The sequence below is a fragment of the Synechococcus sp. LTW-G genome, from assembly GCF_054459035.1.
Genome location: NZ_JBTKYW010000001.1, coordinates 173,147 through 191,869 on the forward strand (window position 1 = coordinate 173,147; position 18,723 = coordinate 191,869).

26 protein-coding genes are annotated in these 18,723 nt (G+C 63.3%); 13 read left to right on the forward strand and 13 right to left on the reverse strand.

Features of this window, described 5'->3' with window-relative positions; genetic code table 11:
- Nucleotides 1–18: 18 nt before the first annotated feature.
- The gene (locus ACXIQ9_RS00950) at nt 19–1,350 is read left to right on the forward strand and encodes a multicopper oxidase family protein (protein WP_459015031.1); all 1,332 of its coding nucleotides are present in this window, start codon (nt 19–21) and stop codon (nt 1,348–1,350) included.
- Nucleotides 1,351–1,374: 24 nt separating this feature from the next.
- Here ACXIQ9_RS00950 and ACXIQ9_RS00955 read toward each other — a convergent pair whose 3' ends face one another.
- The gene (locus ACXIQ9_RS00955) at nt 1,375–1,752 is read right to left on the reverse strand and encodes a MerR family transcriptional regulator (protein ID WP_236629518.1); all 378 of its coding nucleotides are present in this window, start codon (nt 1,750–1,752) and stop codon (nt 1,375–1,377) included.
- Between the two features lie 49 nt (nt 1,753–1,801).
- Here ACXIQ9_RS00955 and ACXIQ9_RS00960 point away from each other — a divergent pair, with 49 nt between their 5' ends.
- Genes ACXIQ9_RS00960 through ACXIQ9_RS00970 form a run of 3 tightly spaced genes read left to right on the forward strand, consistent with a single transcriptional unit; the run spans nt 1,802 to nt 3,014 of the window.
- Nucleotides 1,802–2,512, forward strand: coding sequence for a DUF305 domain-containing protein (locus ACXIQ9_RS00960; protein ID WP_459015776.1), 711 nt, complete (start codon nt 1,802–1,804; stop codon nt 2,510–2,512).
- Entirely contained in the window at nt 2,509–2,736 is a 228-nt protein-coding gene (locus ACXIQ9_RS00965) for a DUF3721 domain-containing protein (RefSeq protein WP_296415000.1), read from the forward strand. The genes ACXIQ9_RS00960 and ACXIQ9_RS00965 overlap by 4 nt, the downstream gene beginning before the upstream one ends.
- A 5-nt stretch (nt 2,737–2,741) precedes the next feature.
- The gene (locus ACXIQ9_RS00970; protein ID WP_247478408.1) at nt 2,742–3,014 is read left to right on the forward strand and encodes a hypothetical protein; all 273 of its coding nucleotides are present in this window, start codon (nt 2,742–2,744) and stop codon (nt 3,012–3,014) included.
- A 38-nt stretch (nt 3,015–3,052) separates the two neighbouring features.
- On the opposite strand, the gene ACXIQ9_RS00975 is transcribed toward ACXIQ9_RS00970, so the two are convergent.
- The 8 genes from ACXIQ9_RS00975 to ACXIQ9_RS01010 all read right to left on the reverse strand — a co-directional run bounded on the left by ACXIQ9_RS00975 (nt 3,053) and on the right by ACXIQ9_RS01010 (nt 8,187).
- Entirely contained in the window at nt 3,053–3,214 is a 162-nt protein-coding gene (locus ACXIQ9_RS00975) for a hypothetical protein (RefSeq protein ID WP_161971436.1), read from the reverse strand.
- Nucleotides 3,215–3,344: 130 nt separating this feature from the next.
- Nucleotides 3,345–3,800, reverse strand: coding sequence for a BAR domain-containing protein (locus ACXIQ9_RS00980; RefSeq protein ID WP_247478407.1), 456 nt, complete (start codon nt 3,798–3,800; stop codon nt 3,345–3,347).
- Nucleotides 3,801–3,831: 31 nt separating this feature from the next.
- Nucleotides 3,832–4,152 (reverse strand): hypothetical protein, encoded by a 321-nt coding sequence (locus ACXIQ9_RS00985; protein WP_240789403.1) that lies wholly within the window; start codon nt 4,150–4,152, stop codon nt 3,832–3,834.
- Nucleotides 4,152–5,207: a hypothetical protein gene (locus ACXIQ9_RS00990; protein WP_296414991.1), complete on the reverse strand. Its 1,056-nt coding sequence runs from the start codon at nt 5,205–5,207 to the stop codon at nt 4,152–4,154. The genes ACXIQ9_RS00985 and ACXIQ9_RS00990 overlap by 1 nt, the downstream gene beginning before the upstream one ends.
- 154 nt (nt 5,208–5,361) lie before the next feature.
- Nucleotides 5,362–5,775 carry a sigma factor gene (locus ACXIQ9_RS00995; protein WP_131457483.1) on the reverse strand — a complete coding sequence of 138 codons (414 nt, stop codon included), beginning with the start codon at nt 5,773–5,775 and terminating at the stop codon, nt 5,362–5,364.
- A 24-nt stretch (nt 5,776–5,799) separates the two neighbouring features.
- Nucleotides 5,800–5,946 (reverse strand): hypothetical protein, encoded by a 147-nt coding sequence (locus ACXIQ9_RS01000; RefSeq protein ID WP_161971435.1) that lies wholly within the window; start codon nt 5,944–5,946, stop codon nt 5,800–5,802.
- 578 nt (nt 5,947–6,524) lie between these two features.
- Nucleotides 6,525–7,256, reverse strand: coding sequence for a response regulator transcription factor (locus ACXIQ9_RS01005; RefSeq protein WP_296414987.1), 732 nt, complete (start codon nt 7,254–7,256; stop codon nt 6,525–6,527).
- A gap of 10 nt (nt 7,257–7,266) precedes the next feature.
- The gene (locus ACXIQ9_RS01010) at nt 7,267–8,187 is read right to left on the reverse strand and encodes a sigma factor (RefSeq protein WP_131457479.1); all 921 of its coding nucleotides are present in this window, start codon (nt 8,185–8,187) and stop codon (nt 7,267–7,269) included.
- Nucleotides 8,188–8,456: 269 nt separating this feature from the next.
- Between ACXIQ9_RS01010 and ACXIQ9_RS01015 the strand changes: the two genes are divergently transcribed.
- From ACXIQ9_RS01015 to ACXIQ9_RS01030, 4 genes are read left to right on the forward strand one after another with little or no spacing between them, the layout of a single operon-like run.
- Nucleotides 8,457–9,311, forward strand: a complete 855-nt coding sequence (locus ACXIQ9_RS01015) for a hypothetical protein (protein WP_131457477.1) — start codon at nt 8,457–8,459, stop codon at nt 9,309–9,311.
- A 3-nt stretch (nt 9,312–9,314) separates the two neighbouring features.
- A complete protein-coding gene (locus ACXIQ9_RS01020) occupies nt 9,315–10,973 on the forward strand; it encodes a DnaB-like helicase C-terminal domain-containing protein (protein ID WP_296414985.1) in 1,659 nt (552 codons plus the stop codon).
- The gene (locus ACXIQ9_RS01025) at nt 10,964–12,511 is read left to right on the forward strand and encodes a DNA primase (RefSeq protein WP_296414983.1); all 1,548 of its coding nucleotides are present in this window, start codon (nt 10,964–10,966) and stop codon (nt 12,509–12,511) included. Before ACXIQ9_RS01020 ends, ACXIQ9_RS01025 begins: the two co-directional genes overlap by 10 nt.
- A 27-nt stretch (nt 12,512–12,538) precedes the next feature.
- Nucleotides 12,539–13,192 carry a DEAD/DEAH box helicase gene (locus tag ACXIQ9_RS01030; RefSeq protein WP_296414982.1) on the forward strand — a complete coding sequence of 218 codons (654 nt, stop codon included), beginning with the start codon at nt 12,539–12,541 and terminating at the stop codon, nt 13,190–13,192.
- Between the two features lie 384 nt (nt 13,193–13,576).
- Here the strand turns inward: ACXIQ9_RS01030 and ACXIQ9_RS01035 are convergent, their stop codons facing one another.
- The 3 genes from ACXIQ9_RS01035 to ACXIQ9_RS01045 form a co-directional block, all read right to left on the reverse strand.
- Nucleotides 13,577–13,942: an AbrB family transcriptional regulator gene (locus tag ACXIQ9_RS01035; RefSeq protein WP_296414980.1), complete on the reverse strand. Its 366-nt coding sequence runs from the start codon at nt 13,940–13,942 to the stop codon at nt 13,577–13,579.
- A 170-nt stretch (nt 13,943–14,112) separates the two neighbouring features.
- Nucleotides 14,113–14,280: a hypothetical protein gene (locus ACXIQ9_RS01040; protein WP_164498767.1), complete on the reverse strand. Its 168-nt coding sequence runs from the start codon at nt 14,278–14,280 to the stop codon at nt 14,113–14,115.
- A 63-nt stretch (nt 14,281–14,343) separates the two neighbouring features.
- Nucleotides 14,344–15,051 carry a papain-like cysteine protease family protein gene (locus tag ACXIQ9_RS01045; protein ID WP_206338383.1) on the reverse strand — a complete coding sequence of 236 codons (708 nt, stop codon included), beginning with the start codon at nt 15,049–15,051 and terminating at the stop codon, nt 14,344–14,346.
- Between the two features lie 34 nt (nt 15,052–15,085).
- Between ACXIQ9_RS01045 and ACXIQ9_RS01050 the strand changes: the two genes are divergently transcribed.
- From ACXIQ9_RS01050 to ACXIQ9_RS01070, 5 genes are all read left to right on the forward strand, one after another.
- Nucleotides 15,086–15,418, forward strand: a complete 333-nt coding sequence (locus tag ACXIQ9_RS01050) for a hypothetical protein (RefSeq protein ID WP_240789399.1) — start codon at nt 15,086–15,088, stop codon at nt 15,416–15,418.
- 511 nt (nt 15,419–15,929) lie between these two features.
- Entirely contained in the window at nt 15,930–16,418 is a 489-nt protein-coding gene (locus ACXIQ9_RS01055; RefSeq protein WP_459015039.1) for a YqhG/Tai3 family protein, read from the forward strand.
- Nucleotides 16,415–17,011: a uridine kinase family protein gene (locus tag ACXIQ9_RS01060; RefSeq protein WP_296414968.1), complete on the forward strand. Its 597-nt coding sequence runs from the start codon at nt 16,415–16,417 to the stop codon at nt 17,009–17,011. Before ACXIQ9_RS01055 ends, ACXIQ9_RS01060 begins: the two co-directional genes overlap by 4 nt.
- Nucleotides 17,008–17,658 (forward strand): alpha/beta family hydrolase, encoded by a 651-nt coding sequence (locus tag ACXIQ9_RS01065; RefSeq protein WP_010316963.1) that lies wholly within the window; start codon nt 17,008–17,010, stop codon nt 17,656–17,658. The genes ACXIQ9_RS01060 and ACXIQ9_RS01065 overlap by 4 nt, the downstream gene beginning before the upstream one ends.
- A gap of 65 nt (nt 17,659–17,723) precedes the next feature.
- Nucleotides 17,724–17,903 (forward strand): hypothetical protein, encoded by a 180-nt coding sequence (locus ACXIQ9_RS01070; RefSeq protein ID WP_010316962.1) that lies wholly within the window; start codon nt 17,724–17,726, stop codon nt 17,901–17,903.
- On the opposite strand, the gene rpaB is transcribed toward ACXIQ9_RS01070, so the two are convergent.
- Complete coding sequence (gene rpaB / locus ACXIQ9_RS01075) at nt 17,893–18,654, reverse strand: response regulator transcription factor RpaB (RefSeq protein ID WP_247478376.1); 762 nt, start codon at nt 18,652–18,654, stop codon at nt 17,893–17,895. The two genes, ACXIQ9_RS01070 and rpaB, sit on opposite strands and share 11 nt — an antisense overlap.
- Between the last annotated feature and the right edge of the window lie 69 nt (nt 18,655–18,723).

Below are 18,723 nucleotides of genomic sequence, written 5' to 3' on the forward strand. Positions count from 1 at the left end.
GCGGCGGCGACGTCGCCAGTGCGCTCTCAAGCTGGCCTGCTGGAGCTGGATCTGGTAGCGCAGGAAACGTCCATCAGCATCCCTGGCACATCAGGACGGGCACTCACCTACAACGGCTTACTCCCTGGCCCCCAGCTTGAACTGCAGCCTGGTGATGCGGTGCGGATCCAGCTGCACAACCGCCTGACTCAGCCAACGAATCTGCACTACCACGGCCTGCACATTCCACCCAGCGGAGCAGCCGACAATGTGTTCCTGAGGGTTGCTCCTGGCCAGCGACAGAGCTACAGCTTCTCCTTGCCGGACAATCACCCGGCGGGCCTCTTCTACTACCACCCCCATCACCATGGAACGGTGGCTGACCAGGTGTTTGGTGGCCTGGGTGGTGCGCTGCTGGTGAGAGGCGATCTCGATCGCGTCCCTGAAGTGCAGGCGGCCCAGGAAGAAGTGCTTGTGCTCAAGGATCTTCCAGCCGCCAACCAGCGCTCCGGTTCTGGTGTGATGCTTGGCCGAGAAGGCTCGATTCTGAGCGTGAACGGCCAGGTGAACCCCGAGCTGCAGGTTACAGCCGGCGGCTTGCTGCGCCTACGCCTTCTCAACGCCTCCAATGCCCGCTTCTGGCGACTGGCGCTGGAGGGTCACACCATGCATCTGATTGCCACTGATGGTGGTGCACTGGAGCAACCACTGCCGTTGCAGGAGTTGCTGCTGGTGCCCGGCGAGCGTGCCGATGTGTTGGTGCAGGTGGCTCCCGAAGGTGGTCGGTTTCGCTTGAACAACCTCCCCTACAGGCGCCTGGGGCGCCCAATGATGGGCGGCATGGGTATGGGCATGGGTATGGGCATGGGTATGGGGAGAGCGGTGTCTGGCCAGGAACAAGCTGATGTCATCGCAACGGTGAGCACCAATGGCGTTGTAGCGCCGCAGCCTCTGCCGCAGCAGCTCTTAGCGGTGGAGGAGCTCCCCAGCCCGCTGCGTACGCGCCGATTTGTGATGAATCACGGCATGGCACCAGGCATGGGCATGGCCTTTTTGATCAACGGCCAGAGCTACAACCATGGGCGCATTGACACGCGCGTGCAATTGGGAGACACAGAGGACTGGGAGCTGCTGAACACAGGCGTGATGGATCACCCCTTCCATCTGCATGTGAATCCGATGCAGGTGATCAGCCGCAATGGCAGGCCTGAGCCCTACCGGGCCTGGCGGGATGTGGTGCTGGTGCGCCCTGGCGAAACCGTGCGCGTGCGCACCCGCTTCAGCGACTTTGCTGGCAAGAGCGTGTATCACTGCCACATCCTCGATCACGAGGAGCTCGGCATGATGGGCAACATCTTGATCGAAGCCTGAGCACTGCGCTGATCGCGCAACGCATCAACGGCCGCCGCAGCGCTCCCAGGTGTTCAGCATCGTGTTGAGTTCGGCTTCCAGGCTCTGTAGTTCGTGGACGCGCTGCTGAATCTCGGTGAACTTGCCGCGGATCGTGGCCTGGAGATCGTTGCAGGTGCAAATCCCGGATCGCCGTGCACCCAGCACAGTGCCAACCGTCGCCAGCGGTAGATCCATGGCCCGCAGACGGCGGATCAAGGCCAGCTCGGCAAACACCGAGTCGTCGAACAGGCGGTAGCGCCCATCAGAGCGCGCCACCGGCTGGAGCAGGCCCTGGTCGCAGTAGAAGCGGATCGTTTTCACCGAAACGCCACTGCGCTCCGCCACCGCACCGATCTTGAGCAACGCATCCGAAGCCGTCACGGGGATTGACTCTCCTGTAAGGGGAGACCAGACACTATCTGGACTCGTGCTGTCCGACTTGCGTCGCCTTCTTCCTCTGGTTGCCTTTGCCTCCCTCTGGCTACCGGCCGTGTCCGTGGCACAGCCGGCGATGGATCACTCAGGTCACGATCACAACCACGACCACCATCAACGGCAACCGAGCCAACAGCCGCACCATGGGCATGACCATTCGGTGGGCCCTGCAGGCAGCACCTACGACCTGCGCTGGATCGACGCCATGGTGCAGCACCACATCGGTGCGCTGCGCATGAGTGAATTCGTATTCAACATTGGTTCACCGGGCGTGGGAGCCCTGGCCAACGGCATCTGGAATGAGCAGAGCAATGAGATCAAGGCGATGGGGCAGTGGCGCAAAGCCTGGTATCCCCAGGCTCCGGTGTATCCAGTGATGCTGCCTCCCGGTGGCAATCCCAACAGCCTGGAAGCCCTGCGGCGGATGAGCGCCGCACAGATCACGGCGATGCAGATGAGCGGATCGGCCCCCAGCCCTGAAACCCGGGTGAACTGGTTTCTTGAGGGCATGATTCAGCACCACGGCGGTGCACTGGAGATGGCGCACGACGCCCTGGATAAATCCACCAACCCCACAATCCTGCGGCTGGCGCGCCAGATCATCGTGACCCAGCGCCGCGAAATCATCGAGCTGCGCCGCATGCTTCGGCGTGACGGTCTCAACAAACCGGCTTACTACAAGTACGACGCTCTGTTTTCACTGTGATCAGCCCAGTCCCCCAGCGCTGCACCATTGTCACAGTGCTGCTCAGCGCCACACTGCTACTTCCTCAAGCCAGCTGGGCCCACTCCAAGGGGCTCTACTCGACCCGATCCGAGACCGAGCAACGGGCCAAGCAGCTCGGCTGTGATGGGGTGCACGACAACAACGGCCGCTGGATGCCCTGCAGCAACGAAGCGATGCTGCACAAGGAACTGCGCGAGGAGTGACGCCCATGCCCCGCTCTCTGCAACACCGGGCTCGGCGGTTGCATCGACTGCTCGTTCCACTGGCAGCGGCACCGCTGTTGCTCACGGCCGCCAGCGGCTCGCTTTACAGCCTCCTGCTGGAGCAGGGCGTGGATGCCTTCTGGCTACTCAAGATTCACACCGGACGCTTCGGACCGTTGAATCTGCAGCCGTACTACTCGATTCTGCTCGGCATCTTCACTCTGGTGGTGATCCTCTCCGGGCTGAGTCTCTGGTTCTCAAGGCCGAGGCGAGCCTGAACCACCGAGATTGCCAACCCAACGGCAGCTCTACAACATCAACCGTTCTGTTCTCCCGGCTCGGGATTCACCAGTGCGAGGCGACAGCCCGGGAAGAGCTCCTGGCCGTTTCCCAGTGCTTCCTCGCGGCTGTCGGCCTCGATCCGCACGGTGGTGGTGCCATCGGCGGAGTCGATCAGCAGTTCGTAGAGCAGTCCCATGGCAGCCGTATCCACTGGGGGCGTTATAGAAACTCTGCTGCTTCTTGTCGCCCTGAGGAGGGGCATCTACAGCAAAAAGCCCCGAGCCATAGCCCAGGGCGGAGGAGAGCCAGAGGTCTGCTGTCAGGCGTCAACCCCTGCCGGCTCTGATGTCCCAGAATGCCGCGCCGACGCTGTAGCTGGCGATCCCGATTTGCTGTTCGTAGCTCTGGCGTGCCTTGAGCTGGCACTCGATCTCTTTGCAGCCGATCGAATAGCTCCATTGCTTACGGCCGGCGCGGCGGTTGAGCACCAGATCGGGAGTGATCTGATAGCCCTGGCCGTCTTTGCCGGCCGGCAGATGGGAGCGCAGATCACCGCGCAGGTGCGCCAGGCGCAGTTGTTCATTCAGTTCTTTCTGCTCGTGAGCCAAGAGCTCCTGCTGGTGCTTCACCTCAAGCAGGCGGGAGACACAGGTGGTGATGGACTCGGCGGAGAAGCGAGGGTCCTCCACTCCAGCTTCGGCTGGGAGGACACCAGCTGCTGCCAGGAGTACGAGAGCCTCAGCTGAGCCGGGGCTGGGTTCACCAAGGACAGGGGCGGTCAAGGTTGCAGTCATAGATCTCTCTGTGGTGTGTTCAGCGGACGATGGTCTGGATCTGATGGAGGGCTTCGATCAGTTCTGAGCGGCGCAGGAGTTCGATCGGCGCCGGCAGCGAGCTGCGATCGATCGGATAGCTGCGCAGCAGTGAACGCAGTTCAACGACCGACAACTCATCCCAAAGGCCGTTGCCGCGGGGAGCTGGCACCGCCACCGGAGCCACCGCCGCAGTGGGCTGGTTGAGTTGGCTCAACAGCTGCGTCAGGCCCGTGATCGTCTGGAGCAGCGTGCGCTGGAGATCGAGTTGCTCAGGTTGCTGGCGGCAGGAGCAGCCGTGGGTGGAGATGGGATGCGACATCAGACGACGACCTGATAGACGACAGAGGGGGTGTGGAGCTTGCGCTCGCTCTTGGGGCAGTAGGCCTCCCATTCGGCAGCGAAGGGATAGGGCTCAATGCCGGACACGTCCTGCAGGTCGACCTTCATCCCGTCGATGGTTCCGGGTGTCACCACATGGACGTTCTGGGCGGCCTTGCTGCAGAAGTTCAGACCTGCTTCTGAGTAGGCGTTGCTGCCCACCAGGGAGGCGTTGCGGGCGTGGTAGTCGCCGATCGCGCTGGCGTGCAGGTGACCAAAGAGGGTGAAGTCCACCGTGATGCCCTGGGCGGCGTACTTGCCGGTGATCTCTTGAACCGACTTCTGCACGTTCGCGCCGATCTGGTGGCCGTGCAGGCAGAGGAAGGTGCGGCCCAGGACCTCAAAGAGCAGTTCATTGGACCGGAAGCCCTTGAACGCAATGCCATCGGCGCCGGCAAAGCCGCGCTTGAGGATCTCGTAGATCATCAGGTCGTAGCTATCGCTGGCAAGTTCATCGCTCCAGCCGAGCTCTTTGTTCACGCGGCTTTCATTGCCGGTGATGCCATACACCTCGATCTCGAATTGCTCGCGCAGGTCGAGCACAAAGGCCCGCAGGATATCCACCGCACAAAGGGTGGCTTTGGAGCGATTCGTGGCATTGCTCAGCAGTTCATCCAGGCGACGATCGCTGTTGAGGAAATCGCCAAGACAGGCGATCACAACCTTGCGGGCGCCGTAGCTCTTGCCCAGTTGTTTGACGCGGCTGGCCAGCTTGGCGAGGCGCTGTGCGGCAATCGAGAAGTCATAGCGATTGGAGGGGAGATCAACCCGCTCGTTGAAGTGCAGATCGCTGAGCTGCACGATCAGGACCGCATCGCGGGACTCCGGAATGCTCCGCAGGGTGAGACCGCGGCTAAAGCTCTGTTCCTCAAGCCGGGCACAGAGCTCCCGTGCGTAGGCCGTCACTGCGTTCTCAACGCGGGCGTGTTCACGGAAGGCCTTGCGCTCAATCCGGTTGGTATCGGCCTGAGCCTGGCGGGCCTTGGCAAGGCGCACGTTGAACTGCAGCAGTTCGCGGTCGGGGTCTTGAACGCAAGGATGTTTGACTACCTGGCGCTTGCGATTGCGGGTTCTGCGTTCTTTGTTTAAGCCCATAGAGACATGCAGGTGATGAAGGCTACCGGCAGTGCTTTGTTGCACTCAGGGGTGCCTAGATCTGCTGCAGTTCATGCAACGGAATCGGCCGTTGTCCGCAGGCGCAGCGACAATCGAGCCAGCGCTCCAGCGGGACCTCGAGCTGCTCAGCAATCTCTGGATCGCTGAGGCCTTGGGTGACGTACTTGCGGGCCTTGATCCAGAGCTCCCGCAGGCGGTGGCTAATGCGCACTGAGAAGCCGGTATCGCGGAAGTGGTGCAGCAGCTCGCCCTTGACCTTCGGGACGAGATAGCTGGAGGGGCGATGGCCCCGGCTTGGATCAAAGTCCACGGCCCCCTTGCAAAGGCCCTCGTAGGCCGGTCCGATCAGCTCCTCGACGGCGACCGACCACCGGCGGGCAAAGCGCTGTGCCTGTTGATGGGCCAAGCCCAGGTGCTCACAGGCAAAGGCGCGCTGGGCGCTCGTCATCGGACGGCGCGGGCGTCTTGGCATTCATCCGTTGTGCAGGTGCGAGAGGCTATGGGCACCGCTGGGCTCGAGTCGCCCCACCAGCACCGCGCGTAGGGGTGTGGGGGCCAATAGCTGAACAATCAGTGCCAAGGCGATGCCGATGACACTGCCGCGGGTGAACCAGGGCATGGGTGCAATGCAACTCCCCAAGGGTTCCGCAGACCAGCGCAGCCCTGAAAGGGGAAAAGATCCTGTGGCTTGCAGCACAGGCTCTGAATCTGCCTGCGCTTGCCCCAAGCACCTGCCCACAGCTGTGCTGCCTTGATCCCACGGCTGTGGCAGCTCCAGGCCACAGCCGTGGGCTGCACTGGGGTTTGAACCGGAGCGAGAACCCAAGCAGTGATGCCAACAGGCCATGAACACACAGGTTCTTCTCACTCACCACCACCGCGAAGCCATGGCAAATGCCGCCGCCCGTGGCTTCTGGATGCCCCTGGAGCTGCCCGATGGCCCGCGCGCTGAGCTGATGTATCTGACATCGCTCAGCCAGGGAGACAACAGCATCAAGCAGCTGCTTGAGATCACCAGCCTTGAGCCCTGGCGAGAAGGCGATGGCATCACGCGCTGGCTGCCCTTCACGGGCCAATGCCTTGACCTACCGCGACCCATTCCCCTGGGTCAGCGCCGGCATCTGGCTGGATGGCTCCCGCGCAGGCGCACGGCATGCCAGATCATCGCGCTGGATGTACTGCTTGAGGCCGACTGCCTTAGCGACTTGCTTGTAGGCAAGGCTCAGCGGAACGGAGGAGGTCGCCGCTGCGCAGCACGCCCTGCTCCAGCCCCCAGCTCAGTAGGTCCCGTTGCCCGCGGCTGCCTGTCTTGGCGTACAGCCCACTAAAGCGGCGTCGAATGGTGTCGCACCGCACCTGCAGTAAGGCCGCCATCTCCGTTGTCGTGCGGCCTGCAGCGAGCATCCGCAGGAGCTCCTGCTCACGGTCGGTCAGAACTGCTCTGCACTCGCCGGCCTGTTGCAGGCGCGCCGCAAAGGCTGGGTCTAGCCAGCTGTTGCCACGCAGGAGGCAGGCCATGGCTTGAAGCAGTTGGCCCTCGCCCGTGCGTTGGCTACAAATCAACCCCTGGGGAGCGCACTGCCAAAGACAACGCAGCCGCTCGTCGCTGACCCGCTCATCCAGGCCAACCAGCACCTGCCGGATCGGCGGGTGCTCTCTGTTGTGGCATCGCGCCGTGAGCAGGGTTTGTGCGCCGCCGCCTGGATAGAGGTCATCGCAGAGCAGCAGTGCAGGGCGGCCACTGAGGGAGGCTCCACTGATCCATTCAGCTGGACTGAGCAGGCGGAAGGACAGCGGCTCTAGCAGCAGCGCAGCGGTGGAGATCAGCCGTTGGTTAGGGCTGCAGACCAGCAGATCCCAACCGCCACTGAGATCGGCTACGGCCTGCTTAAGAACCTGGAGGGAAGCAGGCGGGTTCTCTGTCCCCATTGCTTCTGGATCACTGGTCTTGCTTTAGCGCTGCGGCGCGCAACTTGCCCAGAGCCTGTTGCTTAAGACCTTGAATCTCCTCTGGGCTCATGCCAGGGAAGGAGCGGCGCAGTTGAGGTGGAGTGAGGCAGGGCTGGCGCAAGTAAAGGTTGCGAATCGCCCGCAGTTCCAGCGGCTCCAGCGCAGATAACCAGCGCTCGAGGGACGCGAGTGATTGATCCTCACGCTGCTGATCGCCCTGTTCTCGGCTGATCTGCTGCGAGGCCCGCACTAACAAGGAGAACCCTCGATCGCTCTCCTCCTCCTGGACGCCCTGATCGAGGGAGTCCGTCAGCGTTCCGCGCCATTGCTGCAACAGTTCAGCCAGCTGGCTTGGCTTGAGTGCCTTGCCGTTGAAGCGCAACTGAGCCGCCAGCCACGGCAGCGAGGGCGCCGAACCGGTGTTGGCTTGGTGTTGCTCAATCAAGCGCTGTGCCTTGAGCATCAGACCGGCCTTCTCCGCCGGAAAACGAATCATGCGCCGGCCGCGCTGCAGGAATTCAGAGAAGCCGCGCTGCAGCCAAAAGCTGGCGTAGGTCGAGAACCGGTAACCCTTGGCCGGATCGAACTTTTCAGCGGCCCGCACCAGATTCAGCGCCGCTTCCTGCATGGCATCAACGGTGCCCTCATCGCGCAGGGGCAGCAGATGGCGGTTACGCCGCCAGGTGTGACTGACGAGCCGCAGGTTGTGTTGGACCAGCTGATCGCGTGCACGCAGCGCGCTGCGGCGCACGGGCTTGGGGGCATGATCCGGACCATCGGGATGCTGCTGCCAGCGTTGGATCCGGCGGGAGAGCTCGAGCACGGTGCGCTCACTGAGGGGCTGATGACGGCTGGCGGACTGCAACCAGGCATCAACGGAGGAGGTCAGGCAGGGTCGACGGGGGGCCATGGCAAGGACGCAACTGCGCGGAGCATTCCCCGTATTTCCACGGTTGCGCTCACCACTGCAGTTGGGTTATGGCAGCGGTGTCTGCTGTGCCCCAGGGATGAGGCCTGTCGTGCCCTGCGGGTGAGGGCTGGTGTGCCTCACTTCTATAGAGAGAAGAAAAAGAAGAAGAAGAGAACACCAGCGGCTGGGGTCCAGGGGGCTCCGCAGGGAAGACGTGCGGTGCCCATAGCCTCTGCCGTCACGACAGGAGCAGGACCTCCTGATCCGGTATGCAATTTTTCTGCGTTCGAACGCAGGCGATCCAACAAACCCACCAGGCCTTGCTGCAGCTCCAGGGGCGGCGCCGCGGATCCAGCAAGCCCAGCCGAGCCCTGCGCGTCGCCAGCCTCTATGGCCACCTGCAGTGGCGTGCACGCCCAACGGGAGTGGTGTGCTTCGCGATCCGCGAGCTGGCGGAGGCCTGGCATCTGCAACCGCGTCTGTTGCGCGACGACCTGGCGGACCTGCAGGCGATGGGCTGGCTGAGTTACAGCACAGGGCCCCAGGGCACACGGGCAGAACTGCACCGCCAAGGGAGCTCCACGCCTGCGCCGCAGCGCTCGATTGAGCTGAAAGCACCGAGCGATCTGGTGGAGCAGTTTGCGGCGACCTACAACCGCCACCGCCCCGGCAGCTGGCCGGCCTATCAACCCAAAGGCGCCGTGCTGCTCCCGCGGCTGCAGCGCGCCATCCGCTACGCCGGCTCGCCCGAGTCGTTGTGGGAACGAAGCGCTGCGGCCCTCTCGGAGATGCCTTCCTTCTGGCGCGAGACCTACCCGAACGGACGCAGCGGCAGCGATTGCATTGCGGCGCTGTTGAGCGCCGATCGCAAGGCAGCTGGTCTGGGCCCGGAGTTCTGGCATGTCTTCACCTGGGGCGCAGGGGCCTGCGGGCGCGACGCGGATCTCGAGCGTGCGCGGCGCCTGTTCCTCTGGGACGGCCACCAATGGCGAGGCCAGGGGATCGAGGCGCTCAAGCTGCAGGCCGCTGAGAAGCAGCGACTGATCGAGCGGCTTGAGGCCGAGGGCCACGGGCCAACAGGGAGCGCTGCGCTCCAGTTCCAGCAACCCGCAGAGATGTATTGAGCGATGGCAGATCTGAATCGGCCGGTTCCGGGAGGCTTTGACCCGGAGGTGGTGCAACGCGCCATCGACAGCGGTGCCTTGCTTGAAACCAGCGGCGGCCTGATCGCCGCAGAACCGCTGGCGCTGCCGTCAGGGGTGGATGGAGAGGCGCTGCTCCTCCATGAGAAAAACCTGCTGGCAGCGGTCCTGCGCGGGAGCGGCGACCAGAAGCAGCGCTGGGGGCAATTCCGCCGCGCCATTGGTCTGCGCTTTGACGAGGCCGTGCCCGCGGGCCTCTGGCTTGATCCCGGGCATCGGGCCCTGGCGCTTGAAATTGATGCGCTCTATCGCGGTGAGCGCGACCTGGCGCTGCTCAACGCCCACTCGATTCGTGAGGGCCTGCAGCAACGGGCCCTGGATGGTCGCTTCCGCGGCTCAATCCAACAGCTTGAGACCACGCTCTCTGCGCTACTGGACTGGGGAGAGGACGGAGCCCCCCACCCCGAGCTGGAGTTCGAGCTGGCCTGTCAGCTGTTCCAGAGCGCCAAGGCCCGCGCGCTCTTTTACCCGGGCCTGCGGCGGCTGTTGGGCCGCGAGCGGTGCGATGGCGCGATCGACAGCGAACTGGAGCAGTGCCGTGCGCTTTTGAACGAGGCCACCGCGATTACGGCGGGCCGTTTTCGCCAGAGCATCGCGGTCTGCAGCGCCAGCGATGCGGCCAGCGAAAGCATTGCCCTGGCCTCACTGCCGCAGGAGCAGCGCCCAAAGCCCATCTCCACCGGCATCCCCTCGCTGGATATGGACATGCGCGGCGGGATCCTGCCGGGCACCGGCGAGAGCACCTGGGTGTTGGCGGCGCGATCGGGTGTGGGCAAAACCACGCTGGCGATTGCAGCGGCGATGGGCCTGGCGATCAATGGGGCCTCGGTGCTGGTGCTCTCCTGTGAGCTCAGCCGGCGCGCGATCGGTGCCCGCTTGCTCTCGCACTACTGCCGCCGTGCGGCTGGGAGCTATCGCTCGAGCTACTGCACCAATGACCTCGAGGGCCGTGGTCGAGTCATTGAGGGCCCTGAGCTCGAGCAGCTGCGGGGGTGGGCCGCGCAGTTCTCAGAGGGCATCGCGCCCAATGGGGCGCCGATGGGAAAGGTGCTCTATCAATCCCAGTTCGCTGCCACCGTGGAGGACTTGGCGGCTTTGGTGGAGGACTGCAAGAGCGCCCATCCGGATCTGGCGGCGGTGGTGCTCGATCACTTCCACGCCATGGGCCCAACCGCCGGCTACGGCAGTAACACCACGGCAGAGCTAGCGGCGCGGGCGATGGCGATCAAGGCGATGGCCGGACGCTGCGAGCTCGATGCCTTTGTGGTGGCCCAGCTCAACCGCGGCGCCTATGGCAACCCCACCGGCCCGGATGTTTCTCACCTGGCGGGGACCTCAGAGCTGGAGCGCTACGCCTCGGCGGTCTGGCTGGTTGATCGCCCCAAGCTCGATGAGTTCAGCCCGGCTAAGCCTGGTGTCCTGGAGGTGCACCACGGCAAGTTCCGCCATGGGCAGATGGCGGGCGGCAATGACCTCAGCAAAACCACGATCCGCCTGGACCGGGGCCATTGCTTCTTGGAGGCCGATGAGGGCCGGCGGGTGTTCAACGGCTCGGACCTTTATCCGGGGGTCGAATGTCTGTGATCACCCCGGCGCTGCTGGAGCAGGTGCGCGAGCGCGCCCGCGTCGTCGATCTGTTCAGCCCCGCAGAGCTGCGCAAGGCCGGATCGGAGTACATCGCGTCCTGCCCGTGGCATGAGGACCGGCGGCCCTCGCTCACCGTGAGCCCGAAGCGCAACCGGGTGCACTGCTTTGTCTGCGGCAAGGGCACCGATGCCATCGGCTGGCTGCAGGACCGGCAGGGGTTGAGCTTTCAAGAGGCAGTGCTCGAGCTGGCCCGCCGCAGTGGCGTGAACGTGGCCGACGGTGACGCCGAGGCCCAGGCGCGCTTTGAGCAGGCGTGGCGCGAGCGCAGAGCGTTGATGGCCAAGCGCAGCGAGCAGCGCACCCAGTTCCACAAGGAGCTCGAGCGGCAGCTGGAGCAGGGCGGTGACGGGGCGGACTACCTCAAGAGCCGTGGCATCAGTGCCGAGACGGCTCGCAGCTGGCAGCTGGGCTTCGCCGCTGGCCGCTTGATGCTGCCGCTCAATGACGCCTCAGGGCAGACCGTGGGCTTCTGCGGCCGGGCGACTGATAGCCAAGAGCCCAAGTACCGCAACAGCGCTTGCGATCTGCTGTTTCAGCGCAATGGCCTGGTCTTTGGTTTGGATCAAGCCGCGGACGCGATCCGCAAGGAAGGCACGGCGTTGCTTGTGGAGGGACCGCTGGATGTTCTCCAGCTGCACCAGGCCGGCTTCCGCACTGCCGTGGCCTGCCTTGGCACCAGCGTCTCGCCGCTGCAACTGCAACTGCTCCGGCGCCAGGGGATGAAGCACCTGTTGATCGCTTTCGATGGTGATCAAGCCGGCCAGAGCGCCACGGAGCGCTTGATCGAGCAGCTGCAGCCGCAGCTGGTGGCTGGGGGCTTGAGCGCTTCTGTGCTGCAACTCAGTGGTGGCGTCGACGTCGACGCCCTGATCACCAGCGAAGGCCCAACAGGCGTTCAGGGCTTGCTGGCGAGTGCGCGCCACTGGCTCGATTGGCGTCTGGAGCGGCTGCTTGCGCCATTGCTACGGGGCGATGGAGGAGTGCCGCTGGAGACGCTGCAGGCGGTGGAGCGAGAGGTGCGCTCCTTGTTTGAGCCCTGGCCCGATGGGGTGTTGCGCCAATCAGCGCAGACGCGCCTGACGCAGGCCCTGTCGGGTGGAGGGCTGCCGCACTGCGATCCCATGCTCCACAGGCAGGGCTTGAGCACGGCGCGGCAACGGGCCGAGCGGCGTGCCTTACGGCTGTTTATCCATGCCCCAGAGACCCGCGAGCTCGTGGGCGCTCTGCAGTTGCAGGACCCGGCCTGCCGCGCCGCGCTGGATTGGCTGTCCAACCTCGCCTTGCTCTCGCTCGAGGGCTCGATCGCCGCCCTGGCCATGCAGCTGGCCGCTGCGCTGCCTGCGGCGGTGGCGGCTGAGATCAGCGGCGCAGCGGCGCCGGGTCCAGAGCTGATCGCTCTATTGCAGCGCCAGTCCCAGGCGGAACTCGAGGCCCTCTTGGATGCACTCGAGCCGGTCGCTGAGGCCGTGCCCTAGGCGGGACAGGGCAGAGCGGCCGCCGCCGTGGTGCCGCCAGACCGCGGGGTCTTCCTCTCCACCAGTTGGCGGATGGAGCCCTCGATCACCGCTGTTGTCTCGGAGCTCTTCTATGACGGGCGCCTTGAGGCGAGCCGTGGCAACGCCGCCAACGCCATCCAGTGGGCCAGACCTTGCCTGTCTGCATCTGGGCGTTCCCTACCTGATCGCGGCTTGGTGTTTGAACCGGTGCACCACAGCGGCTGCAGCGTGACCAGTGAGGCCGAGATCGAGCGGATCGATCAGATCGTGTCTGCACTGCTTGGTGGGTCGTACACCCATGCCAAGGGCAGCGGCACGCTCAGCTCAGAAGAGATCCTGGTGATCGCCCCTTACAACGTGCAGGTGAACCGCCTGCGCCAGCGCCTAGACGGCAAAGCCAGGGTGGGCACGGTGGACAAGTTCCAAGGGCAGGAGGCACCGGTTGCGATCCTCTCGCTGACAGCCAGTAGCGGTGACGATGCTCCACGGGGTCTGGGCTTTCTGCTCTCGCCAAACCGCCTGAATGTGGCGATCAGCCGGGCCCAGTGCCTCTCGATCGTGGTGGGCTCCCCTGGATTGACGAGCGGCTTGGCGAACACGATCGAAGAAGCGGAGCAGATCAACCGGTTGTGCCGGATTATTCAACGCAGCGGATCATGACCATCAGGAAGCTCATCTGCGAACCCGTTCTGGGGGCGCTTCTACCCCTGGGACTCATCGTTTCTCTGGGCCCAGTCGCGATAGCCCAGCAACCGGTCCAACCCCTCACAAAAGTGGGAGGGTGCCCGCTCGGCTACTACAGCTCCGGCAGCTACTGCGTGCCCTCGAAGAGCGGGAATACCCGCGGAGCATTGGAGAAAACCGGCAACAGCTGCCCGCTGGGTTTCTACAGCTCAGGCAATTACTGCGTCAGCAGCCCAAGCAACAACCGGGAGGCGATCCAGAAGCAGGGAAACTCTTGCCCGTTGGGTTGGTACAGCTCTGGCAGCTACTGCGTGAAGAGCCGCTGACGGATCCAGCGGCAATCATTCGCAGCGGAGAGGATCAATCCTCTTCTTCGGCACCACCCGCTGGGATCAGCTTGATCTGCTTCCGACCTAGTTTGATCTCAAACTCATCTCCAGGCTTGAGATCGAGCATGGCGGTGTAGGCCTTGCCGATCATGAGATTGCCATTGAATTGAACACGGGTTGTGTAGCTGAGCTTGCGGCCACCTTTGCCCCGGCCGGCGCCGTCGTTGCCGAGGCTGAGGCCCTTGGCTTCCAGCAGGGCCTCATAGAAGGCGGTGAAGTTCAGACGCTCACCGCCATCCTTCTTGGTGCTCACGTATCCGCAGCTCCGCACCACATCGGATTTGGAGACATCGCCCAGCTCTTTGACTTTGGCGAGCAGATCAGAGCCGGTGAGCATTGGCAGAGATAAGACTTAAGCAGTAGCTATCGCCCCGCAAGGCATAGCAGTGAGCTCAGATCGCTGATTGCAACCATCAAAAAAGGAGGCCTCCTCAGACCTCCTTAAGCGTGCAGTAGTCATCCTCTGCAATGTGGCGGTTCTAACGCCTCTGGCCATGGATTGCCAGCTCAGATCTCCTGGAGCAAGCGCTCGAGCCGCACCAGTTGATAGCGGTTGGCTTCTGAGGGAACAGCGCTATACATCGCCCAGCATTGGCGCAGCTGCGCTTCCAGGCCCTGGCGCACGTGGTGGTGGCTGTGCAGCGAGATTGTGGCGGCGGTTGGGGTGAAGGTCATCGCGAAGGTTCGGGCAACTGTTCAAAGGGTTCCCCGCCCTGTCCCCGCAGGTCCATGCAGCGATCAATTCGCCGGGCTGAGTTGAATCCACCAGCCGCTACCCGGGCCCTCCACTTGCCAGCGGGGGCTCCAGTTGCGCTCGGAATAGCGCAGGGCCTGACCGCTACCAATGGCTGTACTCACATAGCCGCCCTCGGCAAGGGCGGCCTCGCCATTGGGGTCATGCATCAGCAGTTGCCTTGAGGCCGGATCCCACCCCACGACAACACTCCAGTGGCCGCCGCCACGCGGTGCGCTGACCGGACCGCGATGCAGCCAGCCGACAGGACAGGGGAGCCCGCGCCTGAGCTGATGCAGTAGATCCTCGATTGCACCGTCCTGACGAAAGCGCGCCCGCAGGCCCAGGGAGCCGAGGGCCGCAATCTGAGCGCTGGCATCGGTGCTGTCGCCATAGCGCTGAACCAACCGGAGGTACTGGTCATCGACTTGCCCTTGCCCTGCCAAGCAACCCGGCTTGAGGAAGGCAGCGGCCATGGCACAACTCGAGGAGAAACACATCCGCCGGCCCTGATCGGTGGCGCTGTCGTTCTGGCTCAGGTAGGGAACGGGCAGCTGGATCAGCCCTGGTGTCAGCCCGCCTCGGTAGCGAGCGGCGAACCTCTCCAGCTGCTCCGGAGTGAGGCTGTCCTGCAGCAGAACCCAGGCCTCGCACTGATGCGGCAGTTCTTGGAAATGACGGACCGCTGAGAGCAGCTGGATCGGTTCAGACAAGGCGCGCGGAGCAGACGGCCCTGAAGGGTTCCGGATGCAGCGCTCGGAACCCTTCGTTCTCCAGGGTCTCCAGCAGATGAACTCACGCCGGCTAGTGGTTTGGATCTCCGCCGGAATCCTTAGCTTTCAGGGCGCCACCTTGGCCTTCGATCTCCTCAACTGCACGGCCCTGAGTTGGCTCTACGTGCGAAGCAATGGCTTGCCAGCGCTCGAGCAACAGCAGAACATCCCTCCAGAGGCACCCGTTTCGGCCTTCTGCAGTCGCCCCCAGGACCGGATTGATGAGGCCGTCAGCCAGGGCCTGAGCATCCTGGCGGGCCTAGCCCTTGGGAGCTCCGTGGGCGGGCGGGGTGAAGGCCGGCACTGAGTAGCAAGTAGTTGCCAATAGCCTCCGGCAGCCGCAGTCAACCGATGAAGAGTGACTCAAGTCGCCAGTGGATCTGTACACGCCAGATGGCCGAGCTTCTCAGCCTCCACCGTGTAACTCTCCAACGGTTGAAATCAGCCGGTTACTTCCGCCAAGGACATCATTTCCGGAAGGCCAATCCACTGGCTCCGCGCTCAAACACGCTCTGGCATGAACAGCGCGTCCTGATGCGTCTGCAGGCCGAATAAAAGCCAGATCCGACAGCAATGAGACAGCGTTGAGACCGTGTTTCTAATTATCAAGATCTGGCAAACGTGCAAAGTCCCGTGCAAAGTCCTCCAGGCCACCCCAGTGATAGCAAGGGATTACGACCAAGTTCTCGAGATTCATAACCCCAAGGTCGGGAGTTCAAGTCTCCCCCGAGCCATCGCTTATTGCCTCGCTTCGGCGGGGCTTTTTGCTGTCTGCGTTCACTCCACACCTAGGGTCTGGCCAGTTAAACCGGGGAGTGATGCAGGCATTCCGACAGGTCTTGCCGTTCTTGGCCTGCGTGGCGCTGGCGCCTTCCAGCGCACTGGCCTGCAGCTGCTCACCGGCCATCGAGACGCCCATCACTCAGCTGTATCGCTGGCAAATCGGACGGCAGGACACACCGGGGCGCCCTGAGCTGAAGTCCATCCAAAACCTTCTCAGCCCAGCGTTGTACCAGGACTTGAGCGCTGCCTATCAGCTCAACCCAGGTGAGGGGCGTGGCTATTTGGATTTTGATCCCTTCAGTGGCACGCAGGTTTACACCCACAACGTGCTCGTGGTGGGCTGCAGCAGCGACAGTGCCGATGTCGCGGTGTTTACGGGTCTGAAAGGACGTCTCTCCGAGACTCCACAACGGCTCTCTCTGCAGATGCAGCAGACCGCCGATGGATCATGGGTGGTGGGTGATGTCAGCTACCCCAGTGGGTTCCAGCTGAGCAGTTTTCTCTCTGGCTTGTTGCAGCAGTGATCCCTCTTCTCTGTCTCTGCGGCCCGTCCGCTGCCGGGAAAACCAGCATGACGCGAGCCCTGCAGGACCTTCTGGAGAGTGACGGCATCAGGGTGTTGCCACTGTCCTGTGATGACTACTACTGGCACGAATGGACCCCGGATGCGGTCTACGGCTACGACACCCCTGCTGGCATTGATGCCGAGGCTCTGCTTGCTGATCTGGAGCAGCTCTGCAGGGGGGACGCCACCAGCCTTCGCCGCTACGACATGGTCAGCCACCAGGCCCGGCACGAGCCTTTGATTCAGGCCTATGACCTGATTGTTCTGGAGGGCGCCTTTGGTCCCCAGCTCCTGCTGGAGGAGCCGCTGCTGCGATCGATGGTCTATCTGGAGCTCACGATGCCGCTGCGCCTCTGGCGACGCCTACTGCGTGATCGCCGTGAACGCGGGCATTCCTTGGCCTATGTGATTCGGCAGACGGTGCTGGAGACGCTGCCCGGGGAAAGGGAATTCATTCTTCCCTTGAAACCTCAAGCCGACCTGGTCATCCAAAACAGCACGGCAGGCCTTGCGACACTGACGGAACACGCCCGCTCCCTCCTGGTGCCATGACCCGTGACGATGGAGCGAGGCTGATCAATGGACCCGAGACGGCCAACACCACACTCCTTCTTGCCCACGGTGCAGGCGCACCGATGGATAGCCCCTGGATGAACACCGTCGCAGAAGGCATCGGCAATTGCGGTGTTCGGGTGGTGCGCTTCGAGTTCCCCTACATGCAGCGAAGTCGGGAGCTGGGTCGACGTTGTGGACCAGATCGACTCCCCAAACTCCTTGATGCCTACCGCGAGGAGGTAATCAGCGAACAACAGCGGCAAGGTGGCGCCAATCTGTTTATCGCTGGGAAGTCCCTCGGAGGGCGCATCGCCAGCCTGCTCATCGACACGCTGAGCGACGTCCAGGGTTGCCTGTGCCTTGGCTACCCCTTCCATCCCCCAGGACAACCAGAGTCATTGCGCACCGACCATCTCGAGGTCATGCACTCCCCGTGCCTCATTCTCCAGGGGGAACGGGACAGCTTTGGACGCCGTGAGGAAGTGGAGCGCTATCCCCTGGCCGCGTCGGTGGAGTTGACCTGGTTGCAGAGCGGAGATCACAGCTTTAAGCCCACCAAGGCCTCCGGACTCACTGAGTCAGACAACTTGCAGGCCGCCATCGACCACTGTCAGAACTTCATGACCCATCACCAGCGCGGGTAGCCCAGGCGACGGAAGCACAAGGGCAGTGTGACCAACACTTGTGGAGCCAACACGGCCACCGAACAATGCGCGAGGTCGTCTTTCGCGTTTCCTGCTCAGCGGAAAACCTGCAAGCCCAAAGTGAGCAACCGCAGCTGAGCATTCGCTCTAGCAACCTTGAGGAACTGCACTACGCAGCTCGGGATGCCTTGATGAACCACTTCGGCCCCAGCCATGGGGCCTATCGGGTTCGCTTTACGCGCTGAGGGTCTCGAGCGCCTGGGGAATGCGCTGGAACATGTAGCCCAAGCCCCGAGCGGTGAGAATCAGTTCCGGGTTTTCGGGATCATCTTCGAGCTTGGCCCGCAGCCGGGAGATGTGCACATCCACCACTCGGCTGTCGGAGGAGCGCTCGGGCTTATAGCCCCAGACCTTCTCCAGCATGTCCAGGCGACTGATCGGTTCGCCAGACCGGCTAAGCAGAAGCTCCAGCAGGTTGAACTCCATGCCGGTCAGTCGGATGCGCTCATCGCCCCGATGGGCCTGACGCTTGTTGAAGTCGATGCTGAGGTCACCCACGACCACCACATGGGCCGTGCGGCCGGGCCCGGCCACCCCATTGGCCTGAACAGAGCTGACGCGCCGCATGACGCAGCGAATTCGCGCCTCCAGCTCCTTCGGGCTGAAGGGTTTCACCATGTAGTCGTCGGCGCCAAGCTGCAGACCCGTGATCCGGTCTGCCACATCGCCGAGGGCGGTCAAGAGGATGATCGGGACCTCCGACTGGGCACGAATGCGCTCGGTCACGGCAAAACCGTCGAGCTCCGGCATCATCACGTCGAGAACCACGACATCCGGTTCTGATGCGCGGAAATGCTCGAGTGCCTGGGCTCCGTTTTCGGCAAGGGTCACCTCGTGACCAAGCATCACCAGTCGGGTCTCAAGGATGCGGCGAATGTTCTCTTCGTCATCTGCGACCAGGATCTTGAGGGGAGCGGTCGTCGTCGCTTCAGTCATCAAGAGGGGATCAGATGCTGTTCTGATTCAACGAATAGCCGAGTGGGTTCCCGTTTATGAAGGAACAAC

Excerpts from the sequence above, each read along its gene's own strand:
- ACXIQ9_RS01000 (WP_161971435.1), bottom strand. The coding sequence starts at position 5,946 with ATGCCCTGGTTCACCCGCGGCAGTGTCATCGGCATCGCCTTGGCACTG.
- ACXIQ9_RS01015 (WP_131457477.1), top strand. The coding sequence starts at position 8,457 with ATGCAATTTTTCTGCGTTCGAACGCAGGCGATCCAACAAACCCACCAG.
- ACXIQ9_RS01020 (WP_296414985.1), top strand. The coding sequence starts at position 9,315 with ATGGCAGATCTGAATCGGCCGGTTCCGGGAGGCTTTGACCCGGAGGTG.
- ACXIQ9_RS01010 (WP_131457479.1), bottom strand. The coding sequence starts at position 8,187 with ATGGCCCCCCGTCGACCCTGCCTGACCTCCTCCGTTGATGCCTGGTTG.
- ACXIQ9_RS01055 (WP_459015039.1), top strand. The coding sequence starts at position 15,930 with ATGCAGGCATTCCGACAGGTCTTGCCGTTCTTGGCCTGCGTGGCGCTG.
- ACXIQ9_RS01040 (WP_164498767.1), bottom strand. The coding sequence starts at position 14,280 with ATGACCTTCACCCCAACCGCCGCCACAATCTCGCTGCACAGCCACCAC.
- rpaB (WP_247478376.1), bottom strand. The coding sequence starts at position 18,654 with ATGACTGAAGCGACGACGACCGCTCCCCTCAAGATCCTGGTCGCAGAT.
- ACXIQ9_RS00985 (WP_240789403.1), bottom strand. The coding sequence starts at position 4,152 with ATGTCGCATCCCATCTCCACCCACGGCTGCTCCTGCCGCCAGCAACCT.
- ACXIQ9_RS00975 (WP_161971436.1), bottom strand. The coding sequence starts at position 3,214 with ATGGGACTGCTCTACGAACTGCTGATCGACTCCGCCGATGGCACCACC.
- ACXIQ9_RS01070 (WP_010316962.1), top strand. The coding sequence starts at position 17,724 with ATGCGCGAGGTCGTCTTTCGCGTTTCCTGCTCAGCGGAAAACCTGCAA.
- ACXIQ9_RS01050 (WP_240789399.1), top strand. The coding sequence starts at position 15,086 with ATGCAGCGCTCGGAACCCTTCGTTCTCCAGGGTCTCCAGCAGATGAAC.
- ACXIQ9_RS00970 (WP_247478408.1), top strand. The coding sequence starts at position 2,742 with ATGCCCCGCTCTCTGCAACACCGGGCTCGGCGGTTGCATCGACTGCTC.
- ACXIQ9_RS01035 (WP_296414980.1), bottom strand. The coding sequence starts at position 13,942 with ATGCTCACCGGCTCTGATCTGCTCGCCAAAGTCAAAGAGCTGGGCGAT.
- ACXIQ9_RS00995 (WP_131457483.1), bottom strand. The coding sequence starts at position 5,775 with ATGACGAGCGCCCAGCGCGCCTTTGCCTGTGAGCACCTGGGCTTGGCC.
- ACXIQ9_RS01025 (WP_296414983.1), top strand. The coding sequence starts at position 10,964 with ATGTCTGTGATCACCCCGGCGCTGCTGGAGCAGGTGCGCGAGCGCGCC.
- ACXIQ9_RS01065 (WP_010316963.1), top strand. The coding sequence starts at position 17,008 with ATGACCCGTGACGATGGAGCGAGGCTGATCAATGGACCCGAGACGGCC.
- ACXIQ9_RS01005 (WP_296414987.1), bottom strand. The coding sequence starts at position 7,256 with ATGGGGACAGAGAACCCGCCTGCTTCCCTCCAGGTTCTTAAGCAGGCC.